At 55.5% G+C, this 25,042-nt stretch carries 23 protein-coding genes; 7 read left to right on the top strand and 16 right to left on the bottom strand.

Translation table 11 applies throughout. The features are described from left to right. Window positions 1-2 precede the first annotated feature (2 nt). From fabZ to rpsB, 12 genes are all read right to left on the bottom strand, one after another. A complete protein-coding gene (gene fabZ, locus FS690_RS09540) occupies window positions 3-458 on the bottom strand; it encodes a 3-hydroxyacyl-ACP dehydratase FabZ (RefSeq protein ID WP_007893924.1) in 456 nt (151 codons plus the stop codon). A 189-nt stretch (window positions 459-647) separates the two neighbouring features. Continuing rightward, entirely contained in the window at window positions 648-1,673 is a 1,026-nt protein-coding gene (gene lpxD / locus FS690_RS09535) for a UDP-3-O-(3-hydroxymyristoyl)glucosamine N-acyltransferase (protein WP_039382740.1), read from the bottom strand. A gap of 3 nt (window positions 1,674-1,676) precedes the next feature. Further along, window positions 1,677-2,174 (bottom strand): molecular chaperone Skp, encoded by a 498-nt coding sequence (gene skp, locus FS690_RS09530; RefSeq protein WP_039382739.1) that lies wholly within the window; start codon window positions 2,172-2,174, stop codon window positions 1,677-1,679. Between the two features lie 111 nt (window positions 2,175-2,285). Beyond that, on the bottom strand, window positions 2,286-4,697 hold the full coding sequence (gene bamA, locus FS690_RS09525; protein WP_039382738.1) for an outer membrane protein assembly factor BamA: 2,412 nt from the start codon (window positions 4,695-4,697) through the stop codon (window positions 2,286-2,288). Between the two features lie 51 nt (window positions 4,698-4,748). After that, complete coding sequence (rseP, locus tag FS690_RS09520) at window positions 4,749-6,098, bottom strand: sigma E protease regulator RseP (RefSeq protein ID WP_039382736.1); 1,350 nt, start codon at window positions 6,096-6,098, stop codon at window positions 4,749-4,751. An 11-nt stretch (window positions 6,099-6,109) separates the two neighbouring features. Beyond that, window positions 6,110-6,967, bottom strand: a complete 858-nt coding sequence (gene cdsA, locus FS690_RS09515) for a phosphatidate cytidylyltransferase (protein ID WP_145339489.1) — start codon at window positions 6,965-6,967, stop codon at window positions 6,110-6,112. 18 nt (window positions 6,968-6,985) lie between these two features. Further along, window positions 6,986-7,738, bottom strand: a complete 753-nt coding sequence (gene ispU, locus FS690_RS09510) for a (2E,6E)-farnesyl-diphosphate-specific ditrans,polycis-undecaprenyl-diphosphate synthase (protein WP_039382733.1) — start codon at window positions 7,736-7,738, stop codon at window positions 6,986-6,988. Between the two features lie 161 nt (window positions 7,739-7,899). Further along, complete coding sequence (gene ispC, locus FS690_RS09505; RefSeq protein WP_175540480.1) at window positions 7,900-9,102, bottom strand: 1-deoxy-D-xylulose-5-phosphate reductoisomerase; 1,203 nt, start codon at window positions 9,100-9,102, stop codon at window positions 7,900-7,902. A gap of 165 nt (window positions 9,103-9,267) precedes the next feature. After that, a complete protein-coding gene (frr, locus tag FS690_RS09500) occupies window positions 9,268-9,825 on the bottom strand; it encodes a ribosome recycling factor (protein ID WP_039385717.1) in 558 nt (185 codons plus the stop codon). 189 nt (window positions 9,826-10,014) lie between these two features. Continuing rightward, window positions 10,015-10,740: a UMP kinase gene (gene pyrH, locus FS690_RS09495; RefSeq protein ID WP_039382729.1), complete on the bottom strand. Its 726-nt coding sequence runs from the start codon at window positions 10,738-10,740 to the stop codon at window positions 10,015-10,017. 153 nt (window positions 10,741-10,893) lie between these two features. Next, window positions 10,894-11,745: a translation elongation factor Ts gene (tsf, locus tag FS690_RS09490; RefSeq protein WP_039382726.1), complete on the bottom strand. Its 852-nt coding sequence runs from the start codon at window positions 11,743-11,745 to the stop codon at window positions 10,894-10,896. 184 nt (window positions 11,746-11,929) lie between these two features. Next, window positions 11,930-12,655 (bottom strand): 30S ribosomal protein S2, encoded by a 726-nt coding sequence (gene rpsB, locus FS690_RS09485; protein WP_039382724.1) that lies wholly within the window; start codon window positions 12,653-12,655, stop codon window positions 11,930-11,932. A 320-nt stretch (window positions 12,656-12,975) separates the two neighbouring features. Between rpsB and map the strand changes: the two genes are divergently transcribed. The 4 genes from map (at window position 12,976) to FS690_RS09465 (ending at window position 18,061) form a co-directional block, all read left to right on the top strand. Beyond that, entirely contained in the window at window positions 12,976-13,767 is a 792-nt protein-coding gene (gene map, locus FS690_RS09480; protein WP_145339487.1) for a type I methionyl aminopeptidase, read from the top strand. A 65-nt stretch (window positions 13,768-13,832) separates the two neighbouring features. Further along, window positions 13,833-16,490: a bifunctional uridylyltransferase/uridylyl-removing protein GlnD gene (glnD, locus tag FS690_RS09475; protein WP_071669050.1), complete on the top strand. Its 2,658-nt coding sequence runs from the start codon at window positions 13,833-13,835 to the stop codon at window positions 16,488-16,490. A gap of 74 nt (window positions 16,491-16,564) precedes the next feature. After that, the gene (gene dapD, locus FS690_RS09470) at window positions 16,565-17,389 is read left to right on the top strand and encodes a 2,3,4,5-tetrahydropyridine-2,6-dicarboxylate N-succinyltransferase (RefSeq protein ID WP_039382717.1); all 825 of its coding nucleotides are present in this window, start codon (window positions 16,565-16,567) and stop codon (window positions 17,387-17,389) included. A gap of 279 nt (window positions 17,390-17,668) precedes the next feature. Then, on the top strand, window positions 17,669-18,061 hold the full coding sequence (locus FS690_RS09465; protein ID WP_039382714.1) for a DUF3461 family protein: 393 nt from the start codon (window positions 17,669-17,671) through the stop codon (window positions 18,059-18,061). 42 nt (window positions 18,062-18,103) lie between these two features. Here the strand turns inward: FS690_RS09465 and FS690_RS09460 are convergent, their stop codons facing one another. The 3 genes from FS690_RS09460 to dgt form a co-directional block, all read right to left on the bottom strand. Beyond that, a complete protein-coding gene (locus FS690_RS09460; RefSeq protein ID WP_071669051.1) occupies window positions 18,104-19,261 on the bottom strand; it encodes a CdaR family transcriptional regulator in 1,158 nt (385 codons plus the stop codon). A 160-nt stretch (window positions 19,262-19,421) separates the two neighbouring features. After that, window positions 19,422-20,861 (bottom strand): serine endoprotease DegP, encoded by a 1,440-nt coding sequence (degP, locus tag FS690_RS09455; RefSeq protein WP_039382707.1) that lies wholly within the window; start codon window positions 20,859-20,861, stop codon window positions 19,422-19,424. Window positions 20,862-20,996: 135 nt separating this feature from the next. Beyond that, window positions 20,997-22,490 carry a dGTPase gene (dgt, locus tag FS690_RS09450; RefSeq protein WP_039382705.1) on the bottom strand — a complete coding sequence of 498 codons (1,494 nt, stop codon included), beginning with the start codon at window positions 22,488-22,490 and terminating at the stop codon, window positions 20,997-20,999. A 96-nt stretch (window positions 22,491-22,586) separates the two neighbouring features. On the opposite strand from dgt, the gene mtnN reads away from it, so the two are divergent. The 3 genes from mtnN to FS690_RS09435 all read left to right on the top strand — a co-directional run bounded on the left by mtnN (window position 22,587) and on the right by FS690_RS09435 (window position 24,442). Beyond that, window positions 22,587-23,285 (top strand): 5'-methylthioadenosine/S-adenosylhomocysteine nucleosidase, encoded by a 699-nt coding sequence (mtnN, locus tag FS690_RS09445; RefSeq protein ID WP_039382702.1) that lies wholly within the window; start codon window positions 22,587-22,589, stop codon window positions 23,283-23,285. Beyond that, the gene (btuF, locus tag FS690_RS09440) at window positions 23,278-24,072 is read left to right on the top strand and encodes a vitamin B12 ABC transporter substrate-binding protein BtuF (RefSeq protein ID WP_094111885.1); all 795 of its coding nucleotides are present in this window, start codon (window positions 23,278-23,280) and stop codon (window positions 24,070-24,072) included. Before mtnN ends, btuF begins: the two co-directional genes overlap by 8 nt. A 118-nt stretch (window positions 24,073-24,190) precedes the next feature. Next, complete coding sequence (locus tag FS690_RS09435) at window positions 24,191-24,442, top strand: hypothetical protein (RefSeq protein ID WP_039382696.1); 252 nt, start codon at window positions 24,191-24,193, stop codon at window positions 24,440-24,442. 32 nt (window positions 24,443-24,474) lie between these two features. Here the strand turns inward: FS690_RS09435 and erpA are convergent, their stop codons facing one another. After that, window positions 24,475-24,822 (bottom strand): iron-sulfur cluster insertion protein ErpA, encoded by a 348-nt coding sequence (gene erpA / locus FS690_RS09430; protein ID WP_039382693.1) that lies wholly within the window; start codon window positions 24,820-24,822, stop codon window positions 24,475-24,477. Window positions 24,823-25,042 lie beyond the last annotated feature (220 nt).

Below are 25,042 nucleotides of genomic sequence, written 5' to 3'. Positions count from 1 at the left end.
AATTATGCCTCCCGGCTACGGGCACACATCATGGTCGCTTCACAGACAATTTTACCATCCACTGTAGCAACGCCTTTAAAACGTGTCAGACCACGACGGGTTTTTTCGAAGGTGACTTCCATGATCATCTGGTCACCTGGTACTACCGGGCGCTTGAAGCGGGCTTCATCGATACCGGCAAAATAATAGAGCTCGCCAGGTTCCAGTTTGCCAACGCTTTTAAACGCCAGAATACCGGTCGCCTGCGCCATCGCTTCTAAAATCAGAACGCCTGGGAAAATCGGTTTACCAGGGAAGTGCCCCTGGAAAAACGGTTCATTAACAGAAACGTTCTTTACCGCACGCAGATATTTGTGCTCTTCAAAATCCAGCACGCGATCCACCAGCAAAAACGGATAGCGGTGCGGCAGCAGTTCTAAAATCTCTTCGATTTTCAGAGTATGCGTTTCAGTAGTCAAAATACTCTTCCTGTCCTAAAAAATCTGATGGCAACAATAACACGGCCTGCACCGATCAAAATGATCTTTCGCAGGCCGCAAATCAGTTCGGTGGCGTTCGCTTCTCTGCGCTACCTGCCGTCCTTTACCACACTGAAGGGCAAAAGCAGGCAGGCGGCATTATTATGAAAGCGGGTCGCGCGGATGTGCTTAGCTGTTTTTATCAACTTTGCGTTCGATGGCTTTCAGACGTTTGCTTATGTCATCGATATTCATCACCAGCGCTGCCGTTTTACGCCAGGCTTTGTTCGGTTGCAGTGGGATCCCTGAGGAGTAAACCCCCGGCTCTGTAATGGGACGCATCACCATGCCCATACCGGTTACGGTTACTTTATCGCAGATCTCCATATGGCCGTTAATGACGCTGGCGCCGCCAATCATACAGTAACGTCCAATCTTCAGGCTACCGGCCATGATCACACCTCCCGCAACGGCTGTATTGTCACCAATTACAACGTTGTGGGCAATCTGACACTGGTTGTCTATGATAACACCATTGCCGATCAGAGTGTTATCCAGCGCACCGCGATCGATAGTGGTGCAGGCACCAATCTCTGTCCGGTCACCGATGATGACCGTGCCGAGCTGAGGGATTTTCACCCAGTTGCCGCGATCGTTAGCATACCCGAAACCATCTGCACCGATGACAGTGCCTGACTGAATCAGACAATCCTGACCAATCTGAATCTCATGATAAATCGTCACGTTGGCCCAGAGGCGCGTGCCGCTGCCAATCCGGCTCTTTTTGCCGACAAAGCAGCCTGCACCAATCACGACGTTGTCACCCAGCTCAACGCCAGACTCAATCACCGCGTTCGCCCCTACCGACACATTTTGTCCCAGCGAGGCGGAAGGATCGATCACCGCGCTGGGTGCGATATTCTGCGCGGGCTGCGGCGTGGTGTCCAGCAGTTGTGCCATGCGGGCATAGGTAAGATAGGGATTTTTCACTACCAGGGCGGCAGTATTGCACCATTCCAGATCCGCTTCCGTCAGCACCACGGCTGACGCCTGAACGCTGGCGAGCTGCTCGCGGTAGCGGCTGTTGGCAAGAAAAGTGATTTGACCAGGGGTGGCGGATTGCATAGAAGCAATGCCGGAGATGACGATATCGCCATCTCCGTGCAATTCTGCATCCAACTGCTGGGCTAAATCAGCCAGTCGAATTGATGACATCGATTATTTAACCTGTTTCAGCACGTCAGCAGTAATGTCTTTCGCATTAGCAGCATAGGCTACGGCGTTAGCATCAATCACGACATCATAACCATCGCTGTCTGCCACTTTCTTCACGGCATCCTGGATACGGCTCAGCAGTTTGTTACGCTCTTCCATCTGGCGACGACGGTTATCCTGTTCGAAAGCCTGGGCTTTGCTGGAGAAGGCTTCGCGCTGAGACATGATGTCTTTTTCCATGCGGCTGCGCTCGCTCGCCTTCATGGTAGAAGCGTCACGCTGCAGTCTCTGCATTTTGGTCTGCAGATCGCGTTCCTGGCCCTGCAGCTCAGTTGCGCGGCCTTTGAACTCATTTTCAAGCTGTTTAGCAACGGTCGCACGTTGCGGTAACTGCTGGAAAATGCTGGACACGTTTACCACTGCAATTTTGTCAGCAGCCTGAACGCCAGCGGAAACCGCTAAAGCAAGACCCAGACCTGCGGCACACAACAACTTTTTCACTATAAACTCCTTACCATCAACGTTTGTGTCTGCGACACAGTGTTTGGCTCGCTTAGCGCTTTGCTGCGCTAAGCTATGCCGTACTTCGCTTCCGCTTCCCTGCTCAGAACATTACCAGGTTTTACCAATGTTAAACTGGAACTGCTCTGCTTTGTCTCCCTCGACTTTCTTCACCGGCTGGGCATAGGAGAAGACCAGCGGGCCCAGTGGCGACATCCACTGCAGCGCCAGGCCTGCAGAGACGCGAATGTTGTTAGGATCGCTATAGTCCGGAATATCCGCAGCGCGGGTGGCTGCCGTATTCTGCCAGTTAGTATCCCAGACGGTACCGGCGTCCACAAACAGTGAAGTGCGCACGGAGTTAGCGTACTTCTCGCTCAGGAACGGCGTTGGCGTGATCAGCTCGAGGCTGGCAATCGCCATTGCGTTACCGCCTACTGCATCATCTGACTTACAGATCCCGTTTGGATCGGTCAGATTACACGAGGAGGAGCGATCGTTAAGGTAAGCGGCTTTCGGACCAATCGTATTGGAACGGAAACCACGTACCGTGCTGGAGCCGCCGGCGTAGAAGTTCTCATAGAACGGCATCTCTTTATCCCCGATGCCGTCTCCATAGCCCACACGACCACGCCCCAGGACTACCCAGGTGCCGTCACGGTTCAGCGGCACATACTGCTGCGTATCCAGCGTCGCTTTATAGAACGCGTTGTCTGAACCTGGAATCGTCACCTTACCGTTCAGGTTGGTGCGGTTACCGCGCGTCGGGAAGAAGCCGCGATCCAGCGTATTGTAGGTCCAGCCATAGTTAAAGGTAAAATCATCCGCAGAGAAATCGCCTTTATTATTGAGTCCCTGTGGACGCCCGACCGAGTCGAGGTAACGCCACATTGCTACCTGCGGCCGCATGTTCGACAGATCGTTATGCACATAGCCTAAGCCAACGCGCAGGGTGTTGTTCTCATTAACCGGGAAGCCCAGCGTGCCATCAACACCGTAACTCTTGTTGGTGTAGTCTGACAGATCGGCATCGTCCGCTTTAAAGTCGTTATAGAACAGGCGACCGCCCAGACTCACGCCGTCAACCGTAAAGTAGGGATCGGTCAGTGAGAATTCAGCATAGGTCTGATAATCATTTTTGGTACCGCTGATACTAACGGTATTACCGGTACCGAGCCAGTTATCCTGGGTAACACCCACCTGGAAGCTGACGCCGCTTTCTGTTCCGTAGCCCACGCCAAAGTTAAAGGTACCGGTGTTGCGCTCTTTAACTTTGTAGACCACATCCACCTGATCCGGCACGCCTGGTACGCGCTGCGTATCCACATCAACCGTTTCAAAGTAACCGGTGCGGTTCAGACGCTCTTTACCCTGATCAACCAGATCGCTGCCCAGCCATGCGCCTTCCATCTGACGCATCTCACGGCGCAGTACAGCATCTTTTGAGGTATCGTTCCCTTCAAAACGGACTTTACGCACGTAATAGCGATTACCGGCATCAACGTTAATATGCAGCTTAACGGTTTTGTCAGCGTCGCTGATTTCCGGCTGCGTCACGACGCGCGGATAGGCATAGCCATAGCGGCCCAGCAGCTTTTTGATATCATCTTCCATCTGCGTCACTTTGGTGCCGTTGTAAAGCTCACCATTCGGGATTTTGGTCAGATGTTCAATTTCTGCTGAGTGGCCTGCCATGCTGCCGTTCACAATCACGCCGGCGATTTTATACTGGTCGCCTTCGTTGATGTTGACGGTGATGTAGATGCCTTTTTTATCCGGCGTCAGGCTGACCTGAGTCGAGTCGATATTAAAGCGCGCATAACCGCGATCCAGATAGAAACTGCGCAGCGTCTCAAGGTCGCCGGCCAGCTTCTGCTTCTGATATTTGCGATCGCCAACCACGTTCCACCACGGCACTTCATCACGCAGCTGGAAGCGGGAGATCAGTTCATCAGAGCTGAACGCTTTGTTACCCACGATGTTGATCTGCTGAATTTTGGCAGAGACACCTTCCTGGAAAACAAATTTCAGATCCACGCGGTTACGCGGCAGCGGTGTGGCAATCGCTTTTACGCTGGCGGTGTATTTGCCGACGCTGTAGTAGAAATCTTCCAGTCCCTTCTCGATTGAAGAGAGCGTGGTGCGATCCAGCGCTTCGCCGACGCGAACGCCTGACGCTTCGAGGTTCTGCTTCAGCTGATCCTCTTTCACCGCCTTGTTACCGGAGAATGTGATGCTGGCAATAGTCGGACGCTCTTTAACCTGAACAATCAGGGTCGTTCCGTCACGTAAAACCTGCACATCTTCAAAATTGCCGGTGGCAAACAGTGAGCGAATGGTGTTTCTGATATCATCATCATTCACCGTATCACCGACGCGTACCGGCATGCTGAGCAGAGCCGCGCCGACGGCGACTCGCTGGAGACCTTCGAAATGAATGTCGTTCACCACGAAATCGTCTGCACCGTAAACGGTGGCGCTGCTAAACAGCAGCGACGCTATGAGCAACTTTTTCATCGCCATCGTTGTTATGCGTTTTCCTAACACATCCCGCACCTGTCTGCGTTCCAGACGTTACAGGCGAGAGAAATCATTGAAAAGTGCAAGCCCCATTAACAGCACCAGCAGAATTGAGCCGATGCGATAACTGAAGTCCTGAACTCGCTCGGACACCGGTCCTCCTTTGATCTTTTCGATCGCCAGAAAAAGCAGATGCCCACCATCTAAAACCGGTAACGGAAACAGGTTGATGATGCCCAGATTGACGCTTATCAGCGCCAGGAACATCAGATAATAAATCACCCCATACTCCGCTGATAAACCGGCACCCTGCGCAATCGAAATCGGGCCGCTCAGGTTATTCAGCTTTACATCACCTGTAATCAGCTTACCCAGCATCGACACCGTAAGCTTCATCAGCTGCCAGGTTTTGACGCCTGCCTCACCGATAGCGGCCACCGGCCCATACTGTTTCACCGTTTTATATGCGTCAGGCAGCGGCTGCACGCGCGGAATAACGCCGGCGAATCCCTCTTCAGGCTTGCCCGGCTTCGCGGCTGGCGTCAGCGTCAGAGAGTGCCGGGCGCCATTTCGCTCAACCTCAAGCGCCATCGGTTTACCCGGATTATCCCGTACCTGCCCGGCAAATGCCTGCCACTGCGTTAACGGCTGACCATCGACTTTAACGATCCTGTCGCCCGCTTGCAAACCGGCAGCGCTGGCGGGTGAATCCGCCTGTATTTCTGCCAGCGTGGTTTCAATCTGTGGCCCGCGTGGACGAATGCCGAGCGCTACCACCGGATCCTGCTTGTCTGGCTCAAACTGCCAGTCACGCAGGTCGACCCGCTTCTGCTGGGTTGCGCTTTCGCCAAACTGAGAAACGGTCAGCGTGGTACTCTCATCGCCGATTTTCCCAATCAGGGCCATGCGCACAGCATCCCAGTCAGGCGTTTCGATACCGTCAACTGCGTTAAGTTCCATGCCTGACTGAATTTGCGCTTCCGCTGCGACGGAGCCGCTCACAATTTCGCCAACCACCGGCCGTACGCCGGGCACGCCATGCATAAAGACCAGCCAGTAAGCGAAGATAGCGAAGAGGAAATTGGCAACCGGCCCCGCGGCGATGACGGCAGCACGCTGCAGCACGGTTTTGTTGTTAAACGCCTCGTGACGGCGCTCAGCGGAAACGCTCTCTACGCGCTCATCCAGCATTTTGACATAGCCGCCGAGCGGGATCAGCGCAATAACATACTCTGTCCCCTGCCGGTCAGTCCGTCGCCAGAGCGCCTTACCGAAACCGATAGAAAAGCGTTCGACATAAATGCCGCACCGGCGTGCCACCCAGAAGTGGCCAAACTCATGCACGGTGATCAGCACGCCCAGCGCGACGATGAAAGCAGCAAAACTCCAGAGAATGCTTAACATAGTTGCTGCTCCTAGAGGGTATGAAACACCAGCAGCAGCAGGCAGGCAAATACCGGCACGGCCGCTGTGAGGCTATCGATACGATCGAGGATACCACCGTGGCCGGGGATAAGATTTCCGCTGTCTTTAATGCCCGCTTCACGCTTAAACATGCTTTCAGTGAGATCGCCCAGTACCGAGGCGAGCGTGGCAACAACGGCACACGCAATCAGCGTGCCCGGCGCCACCGTCAGCGGAGCCAGCAGCGCAAACAGCCAGGCGATAATAGCGGAGCAGAGCAGCCCGCCAAAAAAGCCTTCCCAGGTTTTACCCGGCGAGACTTTAGGCGCCAGCTTGTGTTTGCCGAACAGCCGACCAAACATATAGGCACCCGAGTCCGCGCCCCATACCAGCAGCATAACGAACAGGAGCCACCAGGCGCCGGCGAAGTGATCAATGTCGTAGTGATACTGGCGCAGTGCGATCATGCCCCAGAAAAACGGGACGATAGTCAGCACGCCAAACAGCAGACGAAGCGGACGCGAGCCGCGCCAGAGTGCGGCAGAGGCGGGATAGAACAGCACCAGAAAGAGAGCAACGACCCACCAGCCAAGTGCGGCCCAGAGCGAGCTTTCCAGCTGAGGCTGATGCGCATCGTGAGAATAGGACGGTAAGGTAAACAGCATCGCTGCCAGCAGCAGGCCACAGAGCAGCGCCAGCCAGACGCGCTGCTGACGGGTAGCCATACCGGCCAGCTGCCCCCACTCCCAGGCGGCGAGCATGCAGATAGCAATCGTGGTAATCGCGAAACCAGACAGCGGTAACCAGAATAGCGCAGCGATCACCAGCGGAATCAAAATAAACGCGGTGATCAGACGAGACTTCAGCAAAGGTTACCCCCAGGTAGCTCAGGCGCCGCCTGGTGCAGCGCCGCCATAGCGTCGCTCCCGCAGAGAGAATGCATTCAGTGCACCTTCAAAAACATGTTCATCAAAATCAGGCCAAAGAACATCGGTAAACCAGAACTCAGCATAGGCTATCTGCCACAGCAGGAAGTTGCTGATTCGATGCTCTCCCCCGGTCCTTATCACTAAATCCACCGGCGCCAGCTCCTGCATACAGAGGTAGGGAGCAAGGCTTTCTTCGGTTATCTGGTCAGGACGCAGTAGCCCTTCCTGAACCTGTTCGGCCAGTTTCCTGGCACCCTGGATAATATCCCAACGGCCGCCATAGTTGGCAGCAATGTTGAGGGTCAGTCCATTATTTTGTTGAGTCAGTTCCTCGGCGCGGCGAATGCGTTCCTGAATACGACCAGAAAAACGGCTGATATCACCAATAATGCACAGACGTACATTATGTTTATGCAGGCTCTTTACTTCACTGTCGAGAGCCCAGATAAATAATTCCATTAACGCCGTCACTTCCTGCGGCGGTCGGCTCCAGTTTTCACTGCTGAACGCATAGAGCGTTAACGCTTCCAGCTTGTGGCTGACCGCAAAGCTGACGGCACGGCGAACCGATTTTACCCCGGCTTTATGGCCTGAAATACGCAGTTTGCCCTGATTTTTTGCCCAGCGACCATTACCATCCATAATGATGGCCACGTGACGTGGTGTGCAGTACGACCCGTCATCGATTGTATTGTGATTGTTGGACGACATAACGCGTAATAATTCCTTTCATCAGAAATGCTGTGTTTTCTGAATACATTGCGCCTGCGGCAAAGGCCGGCCCGTAAGCCGGATGACATCGAAACAATGTCGTGCCGTAAAACGCGAGCGACTATACCATTTTCAGCCAGAGCGAACAAATAGCGGGGCTATCAGCCAGCCAGAGTGACGCGTGACAGCAGTGCCTTTGCATGCTGCCGCGCCAGCCGATCGATTTCCAGCACCTCATCAATACTGGCTGGCTCCGGCGAGCTGAGCGTAGCCAGTACTTCGCTGTTGAGGGCGGCAATATCGGTAAAGCGAATCTGATGCTGCAAAAACGCTGCTACCGCGATTTCATTTGCTGCATTCAGCGTCGTCGTGGCCGCCTGCCCTGCAGTACACGCATCGATTGCCAGCTTCAGGCAGGGATAGCGTACGTAATCGGGTTCAGCAAACGTCAGCGCTTTCATTCGGGTGAAATCAAGCGGCGTGACGCCAGCGGCGATACGTGCAGGCCATGCCATGCTGTGAGCAATCGGTGTGCGCATATCAGGCGATCCCAGCTGCGCCAGCACGCTGCCGTCACAATAACGCACCATAGAGTGGATCACCGACTGCGGGTGCAGGATGACCTCCATTTGCGCGTCAGTGGCGTTGAACAACCAGCGGGCTTCAATGTATTCAAGACCTTTATTCATCATAGTGGCCGAATCAACGGAGATTTTGCGCCCCATTGACCAGTTCGGATGCGCACAGGCCTGATCCGGCGACATAGCAGCCAGATCTGCCAGTGGCGTGTCACGAAAAGGACCACCCGATCCCGTGAGGAGAATCGAGTCGATCCCGTTCTCCCGCAGATCAGCGTACCCCAACTGATGCTGTATGGAAGCGGGCAAACTCTGAAAAATGGCATTATGCTCGCTATCGACCGGCAGCAGCTGCGCCTGATGCTGACGCACTGCCTCCATAAACAAGCGGCCGCACGTGACAAGTGACTCCTTGTTAGCCAGCAGCACGGTTTTTCCGGCACGAATCGCTGCCAGCGTTGGCTGCAGGCCCGAGGCGCCGACAATCGCCGCCATCACCTGATCAACCTCATCCAGCGCCGCCAGATCGCAGGCTGCCTGAACGCCGGAGAGCACTTCGGTATCGACGTTGAGTGCTCTCAGTCGCTCACGCAGGTCGGCAGCGGCGGTCTCATCAGACATCGCCGCATAGCGCGGCCGGAACTGCTGGCACTGCTCAGCCATCAGCGCAGCATTCTGCCCTGCGACCAGCGCCGTAACCTGATAGAGATCGGGATTCGCGGCGACAACCGCCAGCGTACTGGTGCCAATTGAGCCGGTGGATCCCAGAAGAGTTAATTGCTTCATCATGCTATCCCTGTGAAGTCATCATAGGTGCCCGCAACGGCGCCAGGCACAATGTAAAACGCCGCCAGAGTGCATTCGGTACGAATACGGCTCTGAACGGCGTTTTATATCTGTTACAGGCAGGCGCTTACCTGCCTCCAGCAGATACAGATCGGGCTGACAGACTCAGAAGTCCATCAGCTCCTTCTCTTTTTCTGCCAGCGCAGCATCAACATGCTTGATGTGAAGGTCGGTCATTTTCTGGATATCATCCTGTGAACGACGTTCGTCATCTTCGCTGATCTCTTTATCTTTCAGCAGCGCTTTGATCTTATCGTTGGCATCACGGCGAACGTTACGCACGGAAACACGCCCCTGCTCTGCTTCGCCACGAACGATTTTGATCAGATCTTTACGGCGCTCTTCTGTCAGCGCTGGCAGCGGAACACGGATGTCGGTGCCGGCTGAACTTGGATTCAGGCCGAGGTCGGACGTCATGATCGCTTTCTCAACGGCCGGACCCAGAGAGCGATCGAACACGTTGATTTTCAGCGTACGGGAATCTTCTACCGTTACGCTGGCGAGCTGACGCAGTGGCGTAGGTGTACCGTAGTATTCCACCACAATGCCGTCGAGCAGTGAAGGTGAAGCACGACCGGTACGCACTTTGCTGATGGTGCTTTTGAATGCTTCCACGCACTTGTCCATGCGTGTTTCGGCATCTTTTTTAATATCGTTAATCACGTTAAAACCCTTGGATTCGGTTTGACCTGGCCATTTCCGCACGCGTCGGAACTGGTATCGATAAACATCGATCATCCTGCTACCTGCTGCTGACGTACAAGCCGCCTGCAACATCGATTATGTCAGGTAGTGGCGCAGCGTCAGGCACTGCGCTATCAGAATATACCTTATTTTACCTTGCGTCGGATATTAATGCGTAATCAGGGTGCCTTCTTTTTCACCCATTACCACGCGACGCAGTGCGCCAGGCTTATTCATGTTGAAGACGCGAATCGGCAGTGCGTGGTCACGCGCCAGCGTAAAGGCGGCCAGATCCATAACTTTCAGCTCTTTTTCCAGCACTTCAGCGTAGCTGAGCTGATCGTACAGCGTCGCGTCCGGATTTTTCACCGGATCGGCTGAGTAGACGCCATCTACTTTGGTCGCCTTCAACACGACGTCCGCTTCAATCTCAATGCCGCGCAGGCAGGCAGCAGAATCGGTGGTAAAGAACGGGTTGCCGGTACCGGCAGAGAAGATCACCACGCGGTTATTACGCAGTAGGCTGATCGCTTCAGCCCAGCTGTAGTTGTCACAGACGCCGTTAAGCGGGATGGCAGACATCAGGCGTGCGTTCACATAGGCGCGGTGCAGCGCATCACGCATTGCAAGGCCGTTCATGACGGTCGCCAGCATACCCATGTGGTCGCCTACTACGCGGTTCATACCCGCCTGAGCGAGGCCTGCGCCACGGAACAGGTTACCGCCACCAATCACCACACCTACCTGGATGCCCAGCTCAACCAGCTCTTTCACCTCTTGCGCCATGCGGTCAAGCACGCTCGCGTCGATACCAAAACCTTCGGCACCCTGCAGGGCCTCGCCGCTCAGTTTCAGTAGGATACGTTGGTATACAGGTTTTGCGTTGGTCGCCATGGTCAATTCTTCCTGGAGGATAAGATGAATGAGAAGTTAAATCTGGTGGATCATCCGCTTAGCGCGTCAAAAAAGCTATTGGGATGAGACTGAAAATCACTGCGCCAAAACGCAGACAAAAAAGAACCGCCTCGCGGCGGTTCCGGTCACTCATTAAGACTGTTTGGACATCGCAGCCACTTCAGCTGCAAAGTCGGTTTCAACTTTCTCAATGCCTTCGCCCACTTCAAAGCGGATGAAGTTGATGACATCTGCGCCTTTCTCTTTCAGCGCCTGACCCACAGTTTTGCTTGGGTCGATAACGAAAGCCTGACCAGTCAGAGAGACTTCGCCGGTGAATTTCTTCATACGGCCTTCAACCATCTTCTCTGCGATCTCTTTTGGCTTGCCAGACTGCATCGCGATATCCAGCTGTACCTGGTACTCTTTCTCAACCACGTCAGCAGAAACATCTTCTGGCTTAACGAACTCTGGCTTGCTTGCCGCAACGTGCATTGCGATCTGCTTGCTCAGCTCTTCATCAGCAGCGGTGGTAGAAACCAGAACGCCGATACGCGCGCCGTGCTGGTAGCTGTTCAGCTGAGCGCCTTCCAGTACTGCTACGCGACGGATGTTGATGTTCTCACCGATTTTAGCAACCAGTGCAACACGCTCTTCTTCGAACTGTGCTTTCAGCGCTTCAACGTCGGTGATTTTGCCGGCAGTAGCTGCATCCAGAACTTTGTCAGCAAACGCCTGGAAACCGCCATCTTTAGCAACGAAGTCAGTCTGGCAGTTAACTTCCAGAATCACACCGTAACCATCAACGATTTTGGTTTTGATCACGCCGTCAGCTGCAACGTTACCTGCTTTTTTCGCAGCTTTGATTGCGCCAGACTTACGCATGTTTTCAATTGCCAGCTCGATGTCGCCGTTCGCTTCGGTCAGCGCTTTTTTGCAGTCCATCATGCCTGCGCCAGTACGCTCACGCAGTTCTTTTACCAATGCAGCGGTAATTTCAGCCATTCCAGAATCCTCGGTTCGTTTCCGGGTGCGTGCGCACGCGCAGAAACCTGTTGCGGAAAATTTACTCTGCCCCGCCAGCCCGTAACAGGGAGCGCGACAGACGGAGATAAATAAAAGGGGCCTGTGCGGCCCCTTATACAGATAACATCTGATGTCTAAGGGCTCTCAGAAAGAGCAATCCTTATTAAGCGTTTTCTAAAGACGCGTCTTCAGCCTGCTCAGCCAGGTCCTGTGAACGGCCTTCGCGCACGGTAGTGGCAACAGCAGTCAGGTACAGGCTTACAGCACGGATCGCATCGTCGTTACCAGGGATAACGAAATCAACGCCATCTGGATCAGAGTTGGTATCAACGATAGCAAATACCGGGATACCCAGGTTGTTTGCTTCTTTGATTGCGATGTGTTCGTGGTCAGCATCAACAACAAACAGCGCATCTGGCAGACCGCCCATGTCTTTGATACCACCCAGGCTGTTTTCCAGCTTGGCCAGCTCACGAGCACGCATCAGTGCTTCTTTCTTGGTCAGTTTGTCGAACGTGCCGTCCTGAGACTGAGTTTCCAGATCTTTCAGACGTTTGATTGACTGACGAACGGTTTTCCAGTTAGTCAGCATACCACCTAACCAGCGGTGGTTAACGAAGAACTGGTCGCAGCTCAGAGCTGACTCTTTTACCGCTTCAGCAGCAGCGCGCTTGGTACCAACGATCAGGATTTTACCTTTGCGAGAAGAGATCTTCTGCAGCTCAGCCAGAGCGTCGTTGAACATTGGTACAGTTTTCTCAAGGTTGATGATGTGAACCTTGTTACGTGCACCAAAAATGAATGGCTTCATTTTTGGGTTCCAGTAACGGGTCTGGTGACCGAAGTGAACACCAGCCTTGAGCATGTCGCGCATGGAAACAGTTGCCATGATTACCTCTAAAGTATGTTTGGGGTTGGGCCTCCATGTATCCCATACGACCGACCTCTTTCAAGGCACCCCGGCGTATGTGTCGATACATGTGTGTTTTAGTACACATAATGAGATTTATGCGCTTCCTGCCGTCTCGCTTTCGTAAGACAGCAGAGAATCGTCGGCGCGCTTTATACCATAACAGGTATAAATACGCCAGCGGTTGTTAGCGCAAAACGTGTGCGGCAATCCCGATTTGGCAGCCCATTTGCTGCCTGCTAACATGACTGCCACAGAACTCATTATTGTCGAAAATTTCGGCGATTGCGGAAAAATTCATGGCTATCTCAATTAAAAATCCTGACGAAATCGAAAAAATGCGCGTGGCGGGCCGCCTGGCCGCTGAAGTGCTGGAAATGATCGCCCCTCACGTTGTGCCGGGTGTGACCACCGGTGAGCTTGATCGCCTCTGCCACGAGCACATCACACAGCAGCAGCAGGCGGTTTCTGCCTGCCTTGGCTATCACGGCTTCCCTAAATCGGTCTGCATCTCGGTAAACGAGGTGGTGTGCCACGGTATTCCCAGCGACGATCGCGTCCTGAAAGAGGGTGATATCGTGAACGTTGATGTCACCGTCATTAAAGATGAGTATCACGGTGATACCTCAAAAATGTTTATCGTCGGCAAACCCACTATCCTCGGCGAGCGCCTCTGCCGCGTGACGCAGGAGAGCCTCTATATCGCTCTGCGTCTCGTTAAGCCAGGCATCCGCCTGCGTGAGCTGGGACGCGCGATCCAGCAATACGTTGAGGCGCAGGATTTCTCCGTGGTGCGTGAGTATTGCGGTCACGGTATTGGCAAAGGCTTCCATGAAGAGCCGCAGGTGCTGCACTATGACGCCGACGACAGCGGTGTGGTGCTGCAGGCCGGCATGACGTTTACCGTGGAGCCGATGGTTAACGCAGGCGATTACCGCATCCGCACCATGAAGGATGGCTGGACGGTGAAAACCAAAGATCGCAGCTTGTCCGCGCAGTATGAGCATACTATTGTGGTGACAGAAACTGGCTGTGAGATTCTGACGCTGCGTGAGGATGACACTATTCCGGCGCGGCTGGAAAACGTCTGATCCTCTCTCTGCTACCCACTGAGCCGGCTTAATGCCGGCTTTTTAATGCGCGAAGGGGCATGTTGATGAGCGGTAACGTGACCGAGGCAGTACACAAAATTCTCACCGATTCACCCGCCGGCTGGGCTGACGACGCGCTAACGCGTGAACAGCTGAAAGCCGCGCTGGAGCAGTTTCAGCACGCGCTGAGCCTCGCCTTTGATGCCGGCAGCGACGTGGAGTCGCTGATCGACACGCGCACGCTGTTTATCGATCGTCTGCTGCGACGGCTGTGGCGTTTCTTCGGTTTTGATACGCTAAGTGATATGGCGCTGGTCGCGGTGGGCGGCTATGGCCGTGGCGAGCTGCATCCGCTGTCGGACATCGACATTCTGATCCTCAGCCGTCAGCCCCTTGATGAGGCCGCCGCGCAGCGCACCTCTGAACTGATCACGCTTATGTGGGATCTGCGGCTTGAGGTGGGACACAGCGTGCGCACGCTTGAGGAGTGCCTGCTGGAGGGCTTATCCGATCTCACCGTGGCGACCAACCTGATTGAATCGCGCATGCTGACCGGCGACGTTGCGCTGTTTCTTGAGCTGCAGAAGAATATCTTCAGCGAAGGCTTCTGGCCCTCATCGCGCTTTTTTGCTGCCAAAATTGAAGAGCAGCAGGAGCGCCATCAGCGTTACCACGGCACCAGTTACAATCTCGAACCCGATATCAAAAGCAGTCCGGGCGGCCTGCGCGATATCCATACCCTGCAGTGGGTAGCGCGTCGCCATTTTGGTGCCACCACCATGGATGAGATGATGGGCTTTGGGTTCCTGACCGAAGCGGAGCGCAATGAGATCAACGAGTGTCAGGAGTTTCTCTGGCGCATCCGCTTCGCCCTGCATCTGACGCTGCCACGCTACGACAACCGCCTGCTTTTTGATCGGCAACTGACCGTCGCGCATCGCCTCAGCTACTCCGGCGAAGGCAACGAGCCGGTTGAGCGCATGATGAAAGATTTCTACCGCGTAACGCGCCGCATTAGCGAGCTGAACCAGATGCTGCTGCAGCTGTTTGATGAAGCGATCCTCGCCCTGCCAGCGACCGAAAAGCCGCGTGCGCTGGATGATGATTTTCAGCTACGCGGCGACCTGATTGACCTGCGCGACCCGGATCTGTTTCAGCGCGAGCCGCAGGCCATTCTGCGCATGTTTTATGTCATGGTACGCAACGCCTCAATTACCGGGATCTACTCCACTACCCTGCGCCAGCTGCGTCATGCGCGCCGCCATCTGCGGCAGCCGCTGTGCCAGATTGCTGAGGCGCGCCGCACTTTTATGGCGATTCTGCGTCATCCCGGCGCGGTAAAACGCGCGCTGCTGCCGATGCATCGCCATAGCGTACTCTCCGCCTATACGCCGCTCTGGGGCAACGTGGTCGGCCAGATGCAGTTTGATCTGTTTCACGCCTACACGGTGGATGAGCACACCATTCGCGTGTTGCAGAAGCTGGAGAGCTTCGCCGATGAGAGCACGCGGCCAAAGCATCCGCTGTGTGTGGAACTCTGGCCGCGCCTGCCCCAGCCGGAGCTGCTGCTGATGGCAGCGCTGCTCCATGATATTGCCAAAGGCCGCAACGGCGATCACTCAATACTGGGCGCGCAGGATGCGCTGGAGTTTGCTGAGCTGCACAACCTCAACTCCCGGGAGACCCAGCTGGTGGCCTGGCTGGTGCGTCATCATCTGCTGATGTCGGTCACCGCCCAGCGTCGCGATATTCAGGACCCTACGGTGATCCAGCAGTTCGCCGAGGTAATGCAGAATGAGAATCGCCTGCGCTATCTGGTCTGCCTCACCGTCTCCGATATCTGCGCCACCAATGAGAGCCTGTGGAACAGCTGGAAGCAGAGCCTGCTGCGCGAGCTGTTTTTTGCTACCGAGAAGCAGCTGCGACGCGGCATGGAAAATAGCCCGGATCTGCGCGAGCGGGTGCGCCACCATCGTCTGCAGGCGCTGGCGCTGCTGCGCATGGAGAACCTCAATGAAGAGCGGCTGCACCATATCTGGAGCCGCTGCCGCGCCGACTATTTTCTGCGCCATACGCCTAATCAGCTGGCGTGGCACGCCCGTCATCTGATTGACCACGACCTCAGCCAGCCGCTGGTGCTGGTCAGCCCGCAGGCGACGCGCGGCGGCACGGAGATTTTTATCTGGAGCCCGGATCGCCCCTATCTGTTTGCCGCCGTAGCGGGTGAACTCGACCGCCGTAATCTCAGCGTGCACGACGCGCAAATCTTTACCAGCCGTGACGGCATGGCAATGGATACCTTTATCGTCCTCGAACCCGATGGCAGTCCGCTTTCACCCGATCGCCACCCGCTGATTATTCAGGCATTACAGCAGGCCATTACGCAGCAGGAGTGGGTGCCGCCGCGTACCCGTCGCCAGTCCGCGCGCCTGAAACATTTCAGCGTGGACACTGACGTGAAATTTTTGCCGACCCACACCGACCGGCGCAGCTATCTGGAGCTGATCGCGCTCGATCAGCCAGGATTGCTTGCCCGGGTAGGTGAAGTCTTTGCCGATCTCGGCGTGTCGCTGCACGGTGCGCGCATCAGCACCATCGGCGAACGGGTTGAGGATCTCTTTATCCTCGCCAACAGCGAACGGCGTGCGCTGAATGCAGAAATGCGCGATGTGTTACAACAACGGTTGACAGAGGCCCTTAATCCAAACGATAAAGTGTCCTGAATCACACTGTACAGATAAATTGAATCCTGTCCGGACACGTCCGGGCATCCGTATGACAGACTCAGGAAATAGCTATGCAACAGTTACAGAGCGTTATTGAATCCGCCTTTGAGCGCCGTGCTGACATCACGCCCGCCAGCGTCGACAGTGCCACCCGTGAAGCGATCAATCAGGTGATTGGTCTGCTGGACAGCGGCGAACTGCGCGTCTCTGAAAAAATCGATGGCGAATGGGTAACGCATCAGTGGCTGAAAAAAGCGGTGCTGCTGTCGTTTCGCATCAATGACAATCAGGTTATGGAAGGGGCTGAAACCCGCTTTTATGACAAGGTGCCGATGAAGTTTGCCGGCTGGGACGACGCGCGCTTTAAAGCGGCAGGTTTCCGCGTGGTGCCACCAGCTGCCGTACGCCAGGGCGCTTTTATTGCGCGTAACACCGTGCTGATGCCTTCTTACGTCAACATCGGGGCTTTTGTCGATGAAGGTACCATGGTTGATACCTGGGCCACCGTGGGCTCCTGTGCGCAGATTGGCAAAAACGTGCATCTCTCCGGCGGCGTGGGCATTGGCGGCGTACTGGAGCCGTTGCAGGCTAATCCAACCATCATCGAAGATAACTGCTTTATCGGCGCACGTTCCGAAATCGTTGAGGGCGTGATTGTCGAGGAGGGTTCGGTGATCTCAATGGGCGTTTATATCGGCCAGAGCACCAAAATTTACGATCGCGAAACCGGTGAAGTTCACTACGGCCGCGTCCCGGCTGGTTCAGTAGTGGTCTCAGGTAATCTGCCGTCGAAAGATGGCAGCTACAGCCTCTACTGCGCGGTAATCGTGAAAAAAGTTGACGCTAAGACGCTGAGCAAAACGGGTATCAACGAACTGCTGCGTACTATCGATTAACTTCTCTGAGCGCTTTTCTTACGCATGACGGCACTGGCAACGGTGCCGTCATTTTTTCTTTACACCCCGCCTGATACAACCTGTTTTGCGCCGCAAATTAACTGGTGCGTTTACTTTTCAAACAGTTCATAATCCGCGCCAGTTAACTCCGGACGCGCACTGTCTGACCCGGTTTTTCGTCTAAAGTTTATAAGTATGCCGTAAGCGTTCCGGATCCGACCTGGAACGATTGATGACATGTCTGCGCGCTCACTCACTCTCAGAGGGAATTTAAACGCCATGTATGACAACCTGAAAAGCTTAGGTATCAGCAATCCTGAAGACATCGATCGTTACAGTCTGCGTCAGGAAGCGAACAACGACATCCTGAAAATCTATTTCCGCAAAGATAAAGGCGAATTTTTTGCCAAGAGCGTGAAATTCAAATATCCGCGCCAGCGCAAAACCGTGGTGGCCGAACATAACGGTCAGGGCTTCCGTGAAATTCAGGAGATCAGCCCCAACCTGCGTTACGTTATCGATGAGCTGGATCAGATTTGCCAGCGCGATCGGGTTGAGGTGGATCTGAAGCGTAAGATCCTCGACGATCTGCGCCATCTGGAGAGCGTGGTCTCTAATAAGATCGCTGAGATTGAAGCCGATCTCGATCAGCTGACCCGTAACAGCCGCTGATCCGTTTACACATCGCACTCAGGCCAGCGCTGCTGGCCTTTTTTACGCCCGTTCATCCAGCTGCAGCGCCACATACAGCAGCAGCCGGTCGTCGAAATTGCCGAGATCCAGTCCGGTCAGTTCTGAAATCCGGTTCAGACGATACTCCAGCGTATTACGATGAATAAACAGCGCGCGTGCCGTGGCGCCAGGCTGCACGTTATGGCTGAACCAGGCGAGCAGCGTACGCCGTAATAAACCGTTGGTATCGATGCTTCTGAGTTTTTCCAGCGGACGCGCCAGCTCGCTGGCCTGCCAGCCGCCACGCAGGCTGTCGAGCAGTACCGGCAGCACCAGATCCTGATAAAAAAAACTGCGCTGCTCCGGCATACGCTGCTTGCCCACTGACATAGTGGTGCGGGCAGTACGCCACGAGCGCGCAATGCCGCCCGGTCCGGGGAAATAATTGCCCAGCGCAATCCGCATACGCACCTGACCGCTCTCTTTCATACGCTGCAGCAGCTGGTCAACGCGCCGGCGGTGATCGTCGTGATCGTAACGGCCGTGAGCGTTCAGCGCGGGTTTCAGCACCACCATCTCCGTCAGCGATACGATGGCAATGAGGTTATCGCGATCCGGCGTGGTCAGCAGCGTCTGCAGCTGCTGCAGCTCTGACATTGCGCTGTCTACGCCCAGCTGGCCGCTATCCACTTCCACTACCGCCACCACACGCGGCTGGTTAAGATCGATGCCCAGCCGCTGCGCCCATTCGTTCAGCGTCGGCGAGAGTGTGTCGCTGCGGATCAGGTTAAGCACCAGCTCTTCGCGCAGGCGGCTATCCTGCGCCAGCAGATGCAGCAGCCGCGCCTGTTCCAGCATCATCTCCGCCGTCATACAGACCAGTTCGCCGTAATGCCGCAGGGCAGCAGGTTCTCCGGTCAGCCCGATGACTCCCACGATGCTGCCTTCAATGCGCAGCGGCAGATTGACGCCAGGCCGCACGCCGTGCAGATGCTTTGCTACCGCTTCATCAATATCCACCACCCTGCCCTGCGACAGTACCAGCAGCGCGCCCTCGTGCAGCTCGCCGATACGTTCACGATCGCCGCTGCCGATAATGCGCCCGCGCGCATCCATCACGTTGACGTTGCTGTCGATAATTTTCATGGTGCGCGCAACGATATCCTGCGCCAGACGCGCATCAAGATGAGAGGTTGCCATGGATCACTTCCTGAGCAAGGGGCAAACCGACAGAATACGCATCCTGCTGACGGCTGACATTGTGCAATTGCACATAGTGGCGGAAAGATTGCGGAAAATGTTACCGGGCGCACAAAAGAAAAAAGGCGAGCCGCAGCCCGCCCGGTTTATGCAGGGAGAATTACTGCATCAGCAGATAAAGCGACGCGTCACCGCGCAGAATGTTGAGCGCCAGTACCGGCGGTTTCGTGTCGAGAATTTTACGCAATTCACCCAGGTTATCGATCGCCTGCTGGTTAACCCCGAGGATGATGTCACCTTTCTTCAGGCCGATACGCGCGGCCGCGCTGCCTGCTTTCACGCTGTCAACGCGCACCCCTTTGTGGCCATTGCTCTCCACGTTGCTGAGATCGGCGCCTTCAATACCGGTGTAAATGGTCGCCGACTGCACTTTATCTTTGGTGCTCTGCTGCAGCTCTACCGTCACGCTCTGGGATTTACCCTCGCGCAGCAGACCCAGCTGAAGTTTGGTGCCCGTCGGCAGCGAGCCCACTTCAGCACGCAGGGCAGCAAAGCTGCTCAGCGGCTTGCCATTCAGTGAAACCACGACGTCGCCGGCTTTCACGCCCGCTTTTGCCGCCGCAGAACCAGGCAGAACCTGGCTGACAAAGGCGCCGCGCTGGGCATCAACCTTCATCGCTTTCGCCAGCTCTGAGTTCAGCTCGGTGCCGAGGATCCCCAGCTCACCGCGTTTAACCTGACCAAACTCCACCATCTGCGCCGTCAGGTTTTTCACCATCGAGCTGGGAATAGCAAAGCCGATGCCGATGTTACCGCCATCCGGTGCCAGAATAGCCGTGTTAATCCCGATCAGCTCGCCGTTCAGATTGACCAGCGCACCGCCCGAGTTGCCGCGGTTGATGGCGGCGTCAGTCTGGATAAAGTTCTCGTAATTCTCCACATTCAGGCCGCTGCGGCCCAGCGCAGAGACGATGCCGGAGGTCACGGTTTCACCCAGCCCGTAAGGGTTGCCGATCGCAACGGTATAGTCACCTACCCGCAGCGTATCGGAATCGGCCATTTTAATCGCCGTGAGGTTTTTCGCATCCTGCAGCTGGATCAGGGCAATATCAGACTGCGGATCTTTACCGATGATTTTGGCCTCATAGCGGCGGCCGTCGCTGAGCTGAACCTGAATTTTTGTGGCGTTGTCCACTACGTGGTTGTTGGTAACCACATAGCCTTTCTCTGCGTTAATAATGACGCCGGAACCGAGTGCGCGGAACGGCTGTTTTTGTGCATTGCCCGGTGCGCCATCATCTGCGCCACCGCCACCCTGACAGAGCGGCGATCCCTGAAAAGGCGATCCATCCTGACAGAAAGGCGAATTATCGCCAAAGAACTGCTGAAACTGCTGCGGCATACGCGGCGTTTTTACCGCAGTGCTGCCTTCAACGTTGATGCTCACCACGGAAGGCATCACTTTTTCCAGCATGGGTGCCAGACTGGGCAGCTGCTGGCTGGAGGAGGACGCCGTTTCAGCGGCAAATACTGCAGCAGGCGCGCACGCCATACTCAGACTCAGTGCCAGCGCACTCAGCATCAATCTGTTTTTTTTCATTCGTTTTTTCTCTCTGAAAGTTGCAGCCTGACCATTGCTGTGGCCGTCATAACGGAGATAAATTTTATACGCAAAAAAGGCGATAAAGTTTTGCCTAAAGGTAAATATTTATGCGTCGTCTTTACAAAACTGGCCCTATTCTACCGCCATCATCCGGCGATATTCGTCCCACGCATAATTATCCGTCATGCCGCTGATATAATCCTGAATAAGGCGAAAGCGATAATAGCGCTCCCATAACAGCCGCTGATATTTATGCTCAACGACGCGCGCGCGCATCTGCTGCTGGTACGCCTTACGATGTTTACCGGAGAGCTTATGGAACAGGCGCGTCTCAATCGGATGGCCCGCCAGATAATCATCATTCATTAAGGTGGTAAATTGCTCATAATTGAGCTGCATCAGCGACTGATAGATCTCCAGCAGGCCTTTAATTACCCGGTAGCCCTGCAGCTCCAGCTGCTCTACTTCAGGATGATTAAATACCTGCTGACGCGCCACGGTTTTAAACAGCTTCAGCAGCCGCCCTTCATCACCATCATCTTCCAGCAGGGCGTGATTAAAATTGCCGGAGAAAATGGCCGGCAGGTTATCGACAAAGCGCCGCACCGCATGGCCTACCAGCAGATTCTGCACGTTTACGCGCAGCGACATAAAAAACTGATCGCTGATGCTGCGCCGTTTTTTCTGATTCGCCTCTTTCCAGGCCTCACCAATGGTGCGGCTAAATGCATCACCGGGAATCAGCGGCCCCCAGGCTTTAACCAGCGCGTGATAGAGCGTATCCACGGTAAATATCGCTTTTTCAACGGCATCATCCAGGTCGGCAATACAGTATGAAATATCATCCGCCGCCTCCATTATCCAGGTCAGCGGATAGCGATGATGTTCCGCCAGATCGGTGGCGACGCGCAGCTCCGCAATATATTCCCGTTCAGAGAGATAAAAGCCGGGTTTTTTCATCAGGACGCTGAATTCAGCCGGCTTCTCACCCTGCCACCAGGCGGGGGCAGTATATTTCAGAATGCAGGCGACCTGGGCATAGCTAAGGTTAAGCTGCAGCAGCGTATGGACCAGCCGAATCGCCTGTGCATTCCCCTCAAAATTGCACAGATCCTGACGAATCATTGCATTCAGTTCGTTAAAGTCAGCCTGCTGTTCGTCGCTGGCCACGCCGGCGACCAGCGGATCCACCAGCTCTGCCGGCAGATTATCTTCGAACCAGTCATTAATCGCTGCTTCGCCAAAATGTCCAAACGGCGGGTTGCCGACGTCATGCAGCAGACAGGCCATCTCGACCAGCGTCTCTGTAGCCCCTTCAAAACCGTCCAGGCCATACTGCTCCAGCCCGCCGCCCTGGGTTTTCAGGGTATGGAGAATCTCCTTGGTAATGTAGCGGCCGGTCTGCTGGACCTCCAGCGAATGAGTCAGCCGCGAGCGTACGGCTGCGTTGCGCTCCAGCGGGAATACCTGGGTTTTTTGCTGCAGCCGGCGGATAGCGGCGGAGTTAATGATCCGGCCCCGATCGCTCTCAAAATGGCGGGTGATCGCGTATTCGCCTTCCGGCGCTTTACGGCTGGTATAAGGGCGCGTGAAACCGATCTTCTTCCTGAAATTAATCGCCACCATAGCGGGCCCTCTTTTTGGTGAATTCATCGCTCTGAAGCCATGATAGACTATGCCTCAGTTTCCTCTTAAACATCTATAAACACAGCGAGATTCTTTATGAAAGCAGGCATTATTGGCGCGATGGAGCAGGAAGTTACCCTGCTGCGTGACAAAATTGAAAACCGTCAGACGCTGAAGCTGGCCGGATGTGAAATCTATACCGGTACCCTGAATGGCGTTGAGGTTGCCCTGCTGAAATCAGGAATCGGGAAAACGGCCGCCGCGCTGGGCACCACCCTGCTGCTGCAGCTCTGCAAACCCGATCTGGTGATCAACACCGGCTCTGCGGGTGGCCTTGCGCCGACGCTGCAGGTCGGGGATATCGTGGTATCTGATGAAGTACGCTATCACGACGCCGACGTCACCGCTTTTGGCTATGTGCCGGGTCAGATGGCAGGTTGCCCGGAAGCGTTTGTGGCCGACAGCCAGCTGGTGACGGCCGCTGAGCAGACAATTAGCGAGCTGCAGCTGAACGCCGTGCGCGGCCTGGTGGTCAGCGGCGACGCGTTTATCAACGGTGCAGAGCCGCTGGCACGCATCCGCTCACAGTTTCCGCAGGCGATTGCCGTAGAAATGGAAGCCACCGCCATTGGTCATGTTTGTCACCAGTTTAACGTGCCGTTTGTCGTGGTACGCGCCATCTCTGACGTCGCCGATAAAACCTCCCACCTGAGTTTTGATGAGTTTCTCAGCGTGGCGGCCAGACAATCCTCTCTGATGACAGAGCGCCTGCTTGCCCGTCTGACGCATGGCTAAGTGGCTGCTCGCCGGGCTACTGCTGCTCTGCAGCGGCCTGGTGTTAGCGGCTCCGCGCGTCATTACCCTCGCCCCGCATCTTACAGAGATGGCCTTTGCCGCCGGTATCACACCGGTGGCGGTCAGCGCCTGGTCCGACTATCCACCCGCTGCCCGGACGCTGCCGCAGGTAGCGAACTGGCAGGGCATCGGCGTTGAGCAGGTGCTGCAACTGAAACCAGACGTGGTACTGGCGTGGCGTGGCGGTAACCCGGCGCGTCAGATTGAACAGCTGCAGCACGCTGGCGTCAGGGTGGTCTGGATCGATCCGCAAAGCCTGGATGAGATGATAGATACCGTGCAGTCGCTGGCGCGCTGGAGCCCGCGGCCTGAACAGGCTGTTTCAGCTGCGCAGGCGCTGCGGGCGCAGGAAGCTGCATTGCGCCAGCGCTACCGGCACGCTGCTCCGGTGGCGCTGTTTCTGCAGTTCGGACAGCAGCCGCTGTTTACCGCTTCGCGTAACACGCTGCAAAATGAGATCGTCACGCTGTGCGGCGGGCAGAATATTTTTGCCGACAGCCGGGTTAGCTGGCCGCAGGTCAGCCGGGAGCAGGTGCTGATACGGCAGCCGCAAGCGATTGTCATCAGCGGCGATACCGCACAGGCCGCCAGCATCACCCGGTTCTGGCGCTCACAGCTCAGCGTACCGGTGATTGCCATTAACCCCGACTGGCTGAGCCGCCCCGGTCCGCGCCTGCTGCTGGCCGCGCAGCAGCTCTGCGCTGCGCTGCATCCGCTAAAAAAATAAGCGCCCGCGCATAAAGTTTAGCCCGCATATGTCGACAATGAAGAGAGCAGGCACGGCAGCCACGTAAGCTCCGTGCCCTTTTAGCGCAACGCGCTTTTGACTACACCAGGAATTAATCATGACCCGAGCTGTACTGCTGGCCATTATGCTGGCGGGCGCGGCGTCCGCCATGGCGGCTGGCACCAGCGGCTCGATTGCGGTGTCGCTGACTATCGTGTCACGCTGCACTGTCTCATCCGCCAGTGCACCGGGGCTGCCCGCCGCTGACTGCGCGGGCGGTAGCGGCGCTCAGCCGCGTATTTCCCGGCAGACGCTCACGGGCGATGCGCGCCGGCACGACACAACACAATTAGTCACTATTGAGTGGTAGAACTGGCTGCCGGAACGGCAGCCAGACTGGCATCAGATACTGAAAGAGGAACCACAGCCGCAGGTGGTTTTAGCATTGGGGTTGGTAACAATAAAGCGCGAACCTTCCAGACCTTCGGTGTAGTCCACCGATCCGCCCACCAGATACTGCAGGCTCATTGGATCCACTACCAGCGATACGCCCTGCTTTTCGATGGTCATATCGCCATCGTTCATCTGGTCATCAAAGGTAAAACCATACTGGAAGCCGCTGCAACCGCCGCCGGTGATATAGACGCGCAGTTTCAGCGCCGGATTCTCTTCATCCGCAATCAGATTTTTTACTTTATTGGCTGCTGCATCGGTAAACTGCAAAGGCAGCGCTGCTACGTCATCACTCATGTTTTACTCCGCGTAAACGTCCAGGTCAGAAAACAACCTTAATCACGCTATTATCTGCCAGCCGCCCGGTGCAATCAAGTAGCACCCTTGACACTGTGTGCCCCTGAAATGAACTACAGTTTAAACCCTGCGTGCGCGAGGCCCCTGCTGCGCGCCGCGCGGCGGTTCACCGTCGCGGCATCTTCCCGTAGAATGACGGGATGAATTTTTCCAGACAGCC

Source organism: Pantoea sp. PSNIH1 (assembly GCF_007680655.1).
Lineage (GTDB): Bacteria > Pseudomonadota > Gammaproteobacteria > Enterobacterales > Enterobacteriaceae > Pantoea > Pantoea eucrina.
The sequence above is the reverse complement of the archived record's forward strand: the minus strand, read 5'-3'. Positions and strand labels throughout refer to the sequence as shown.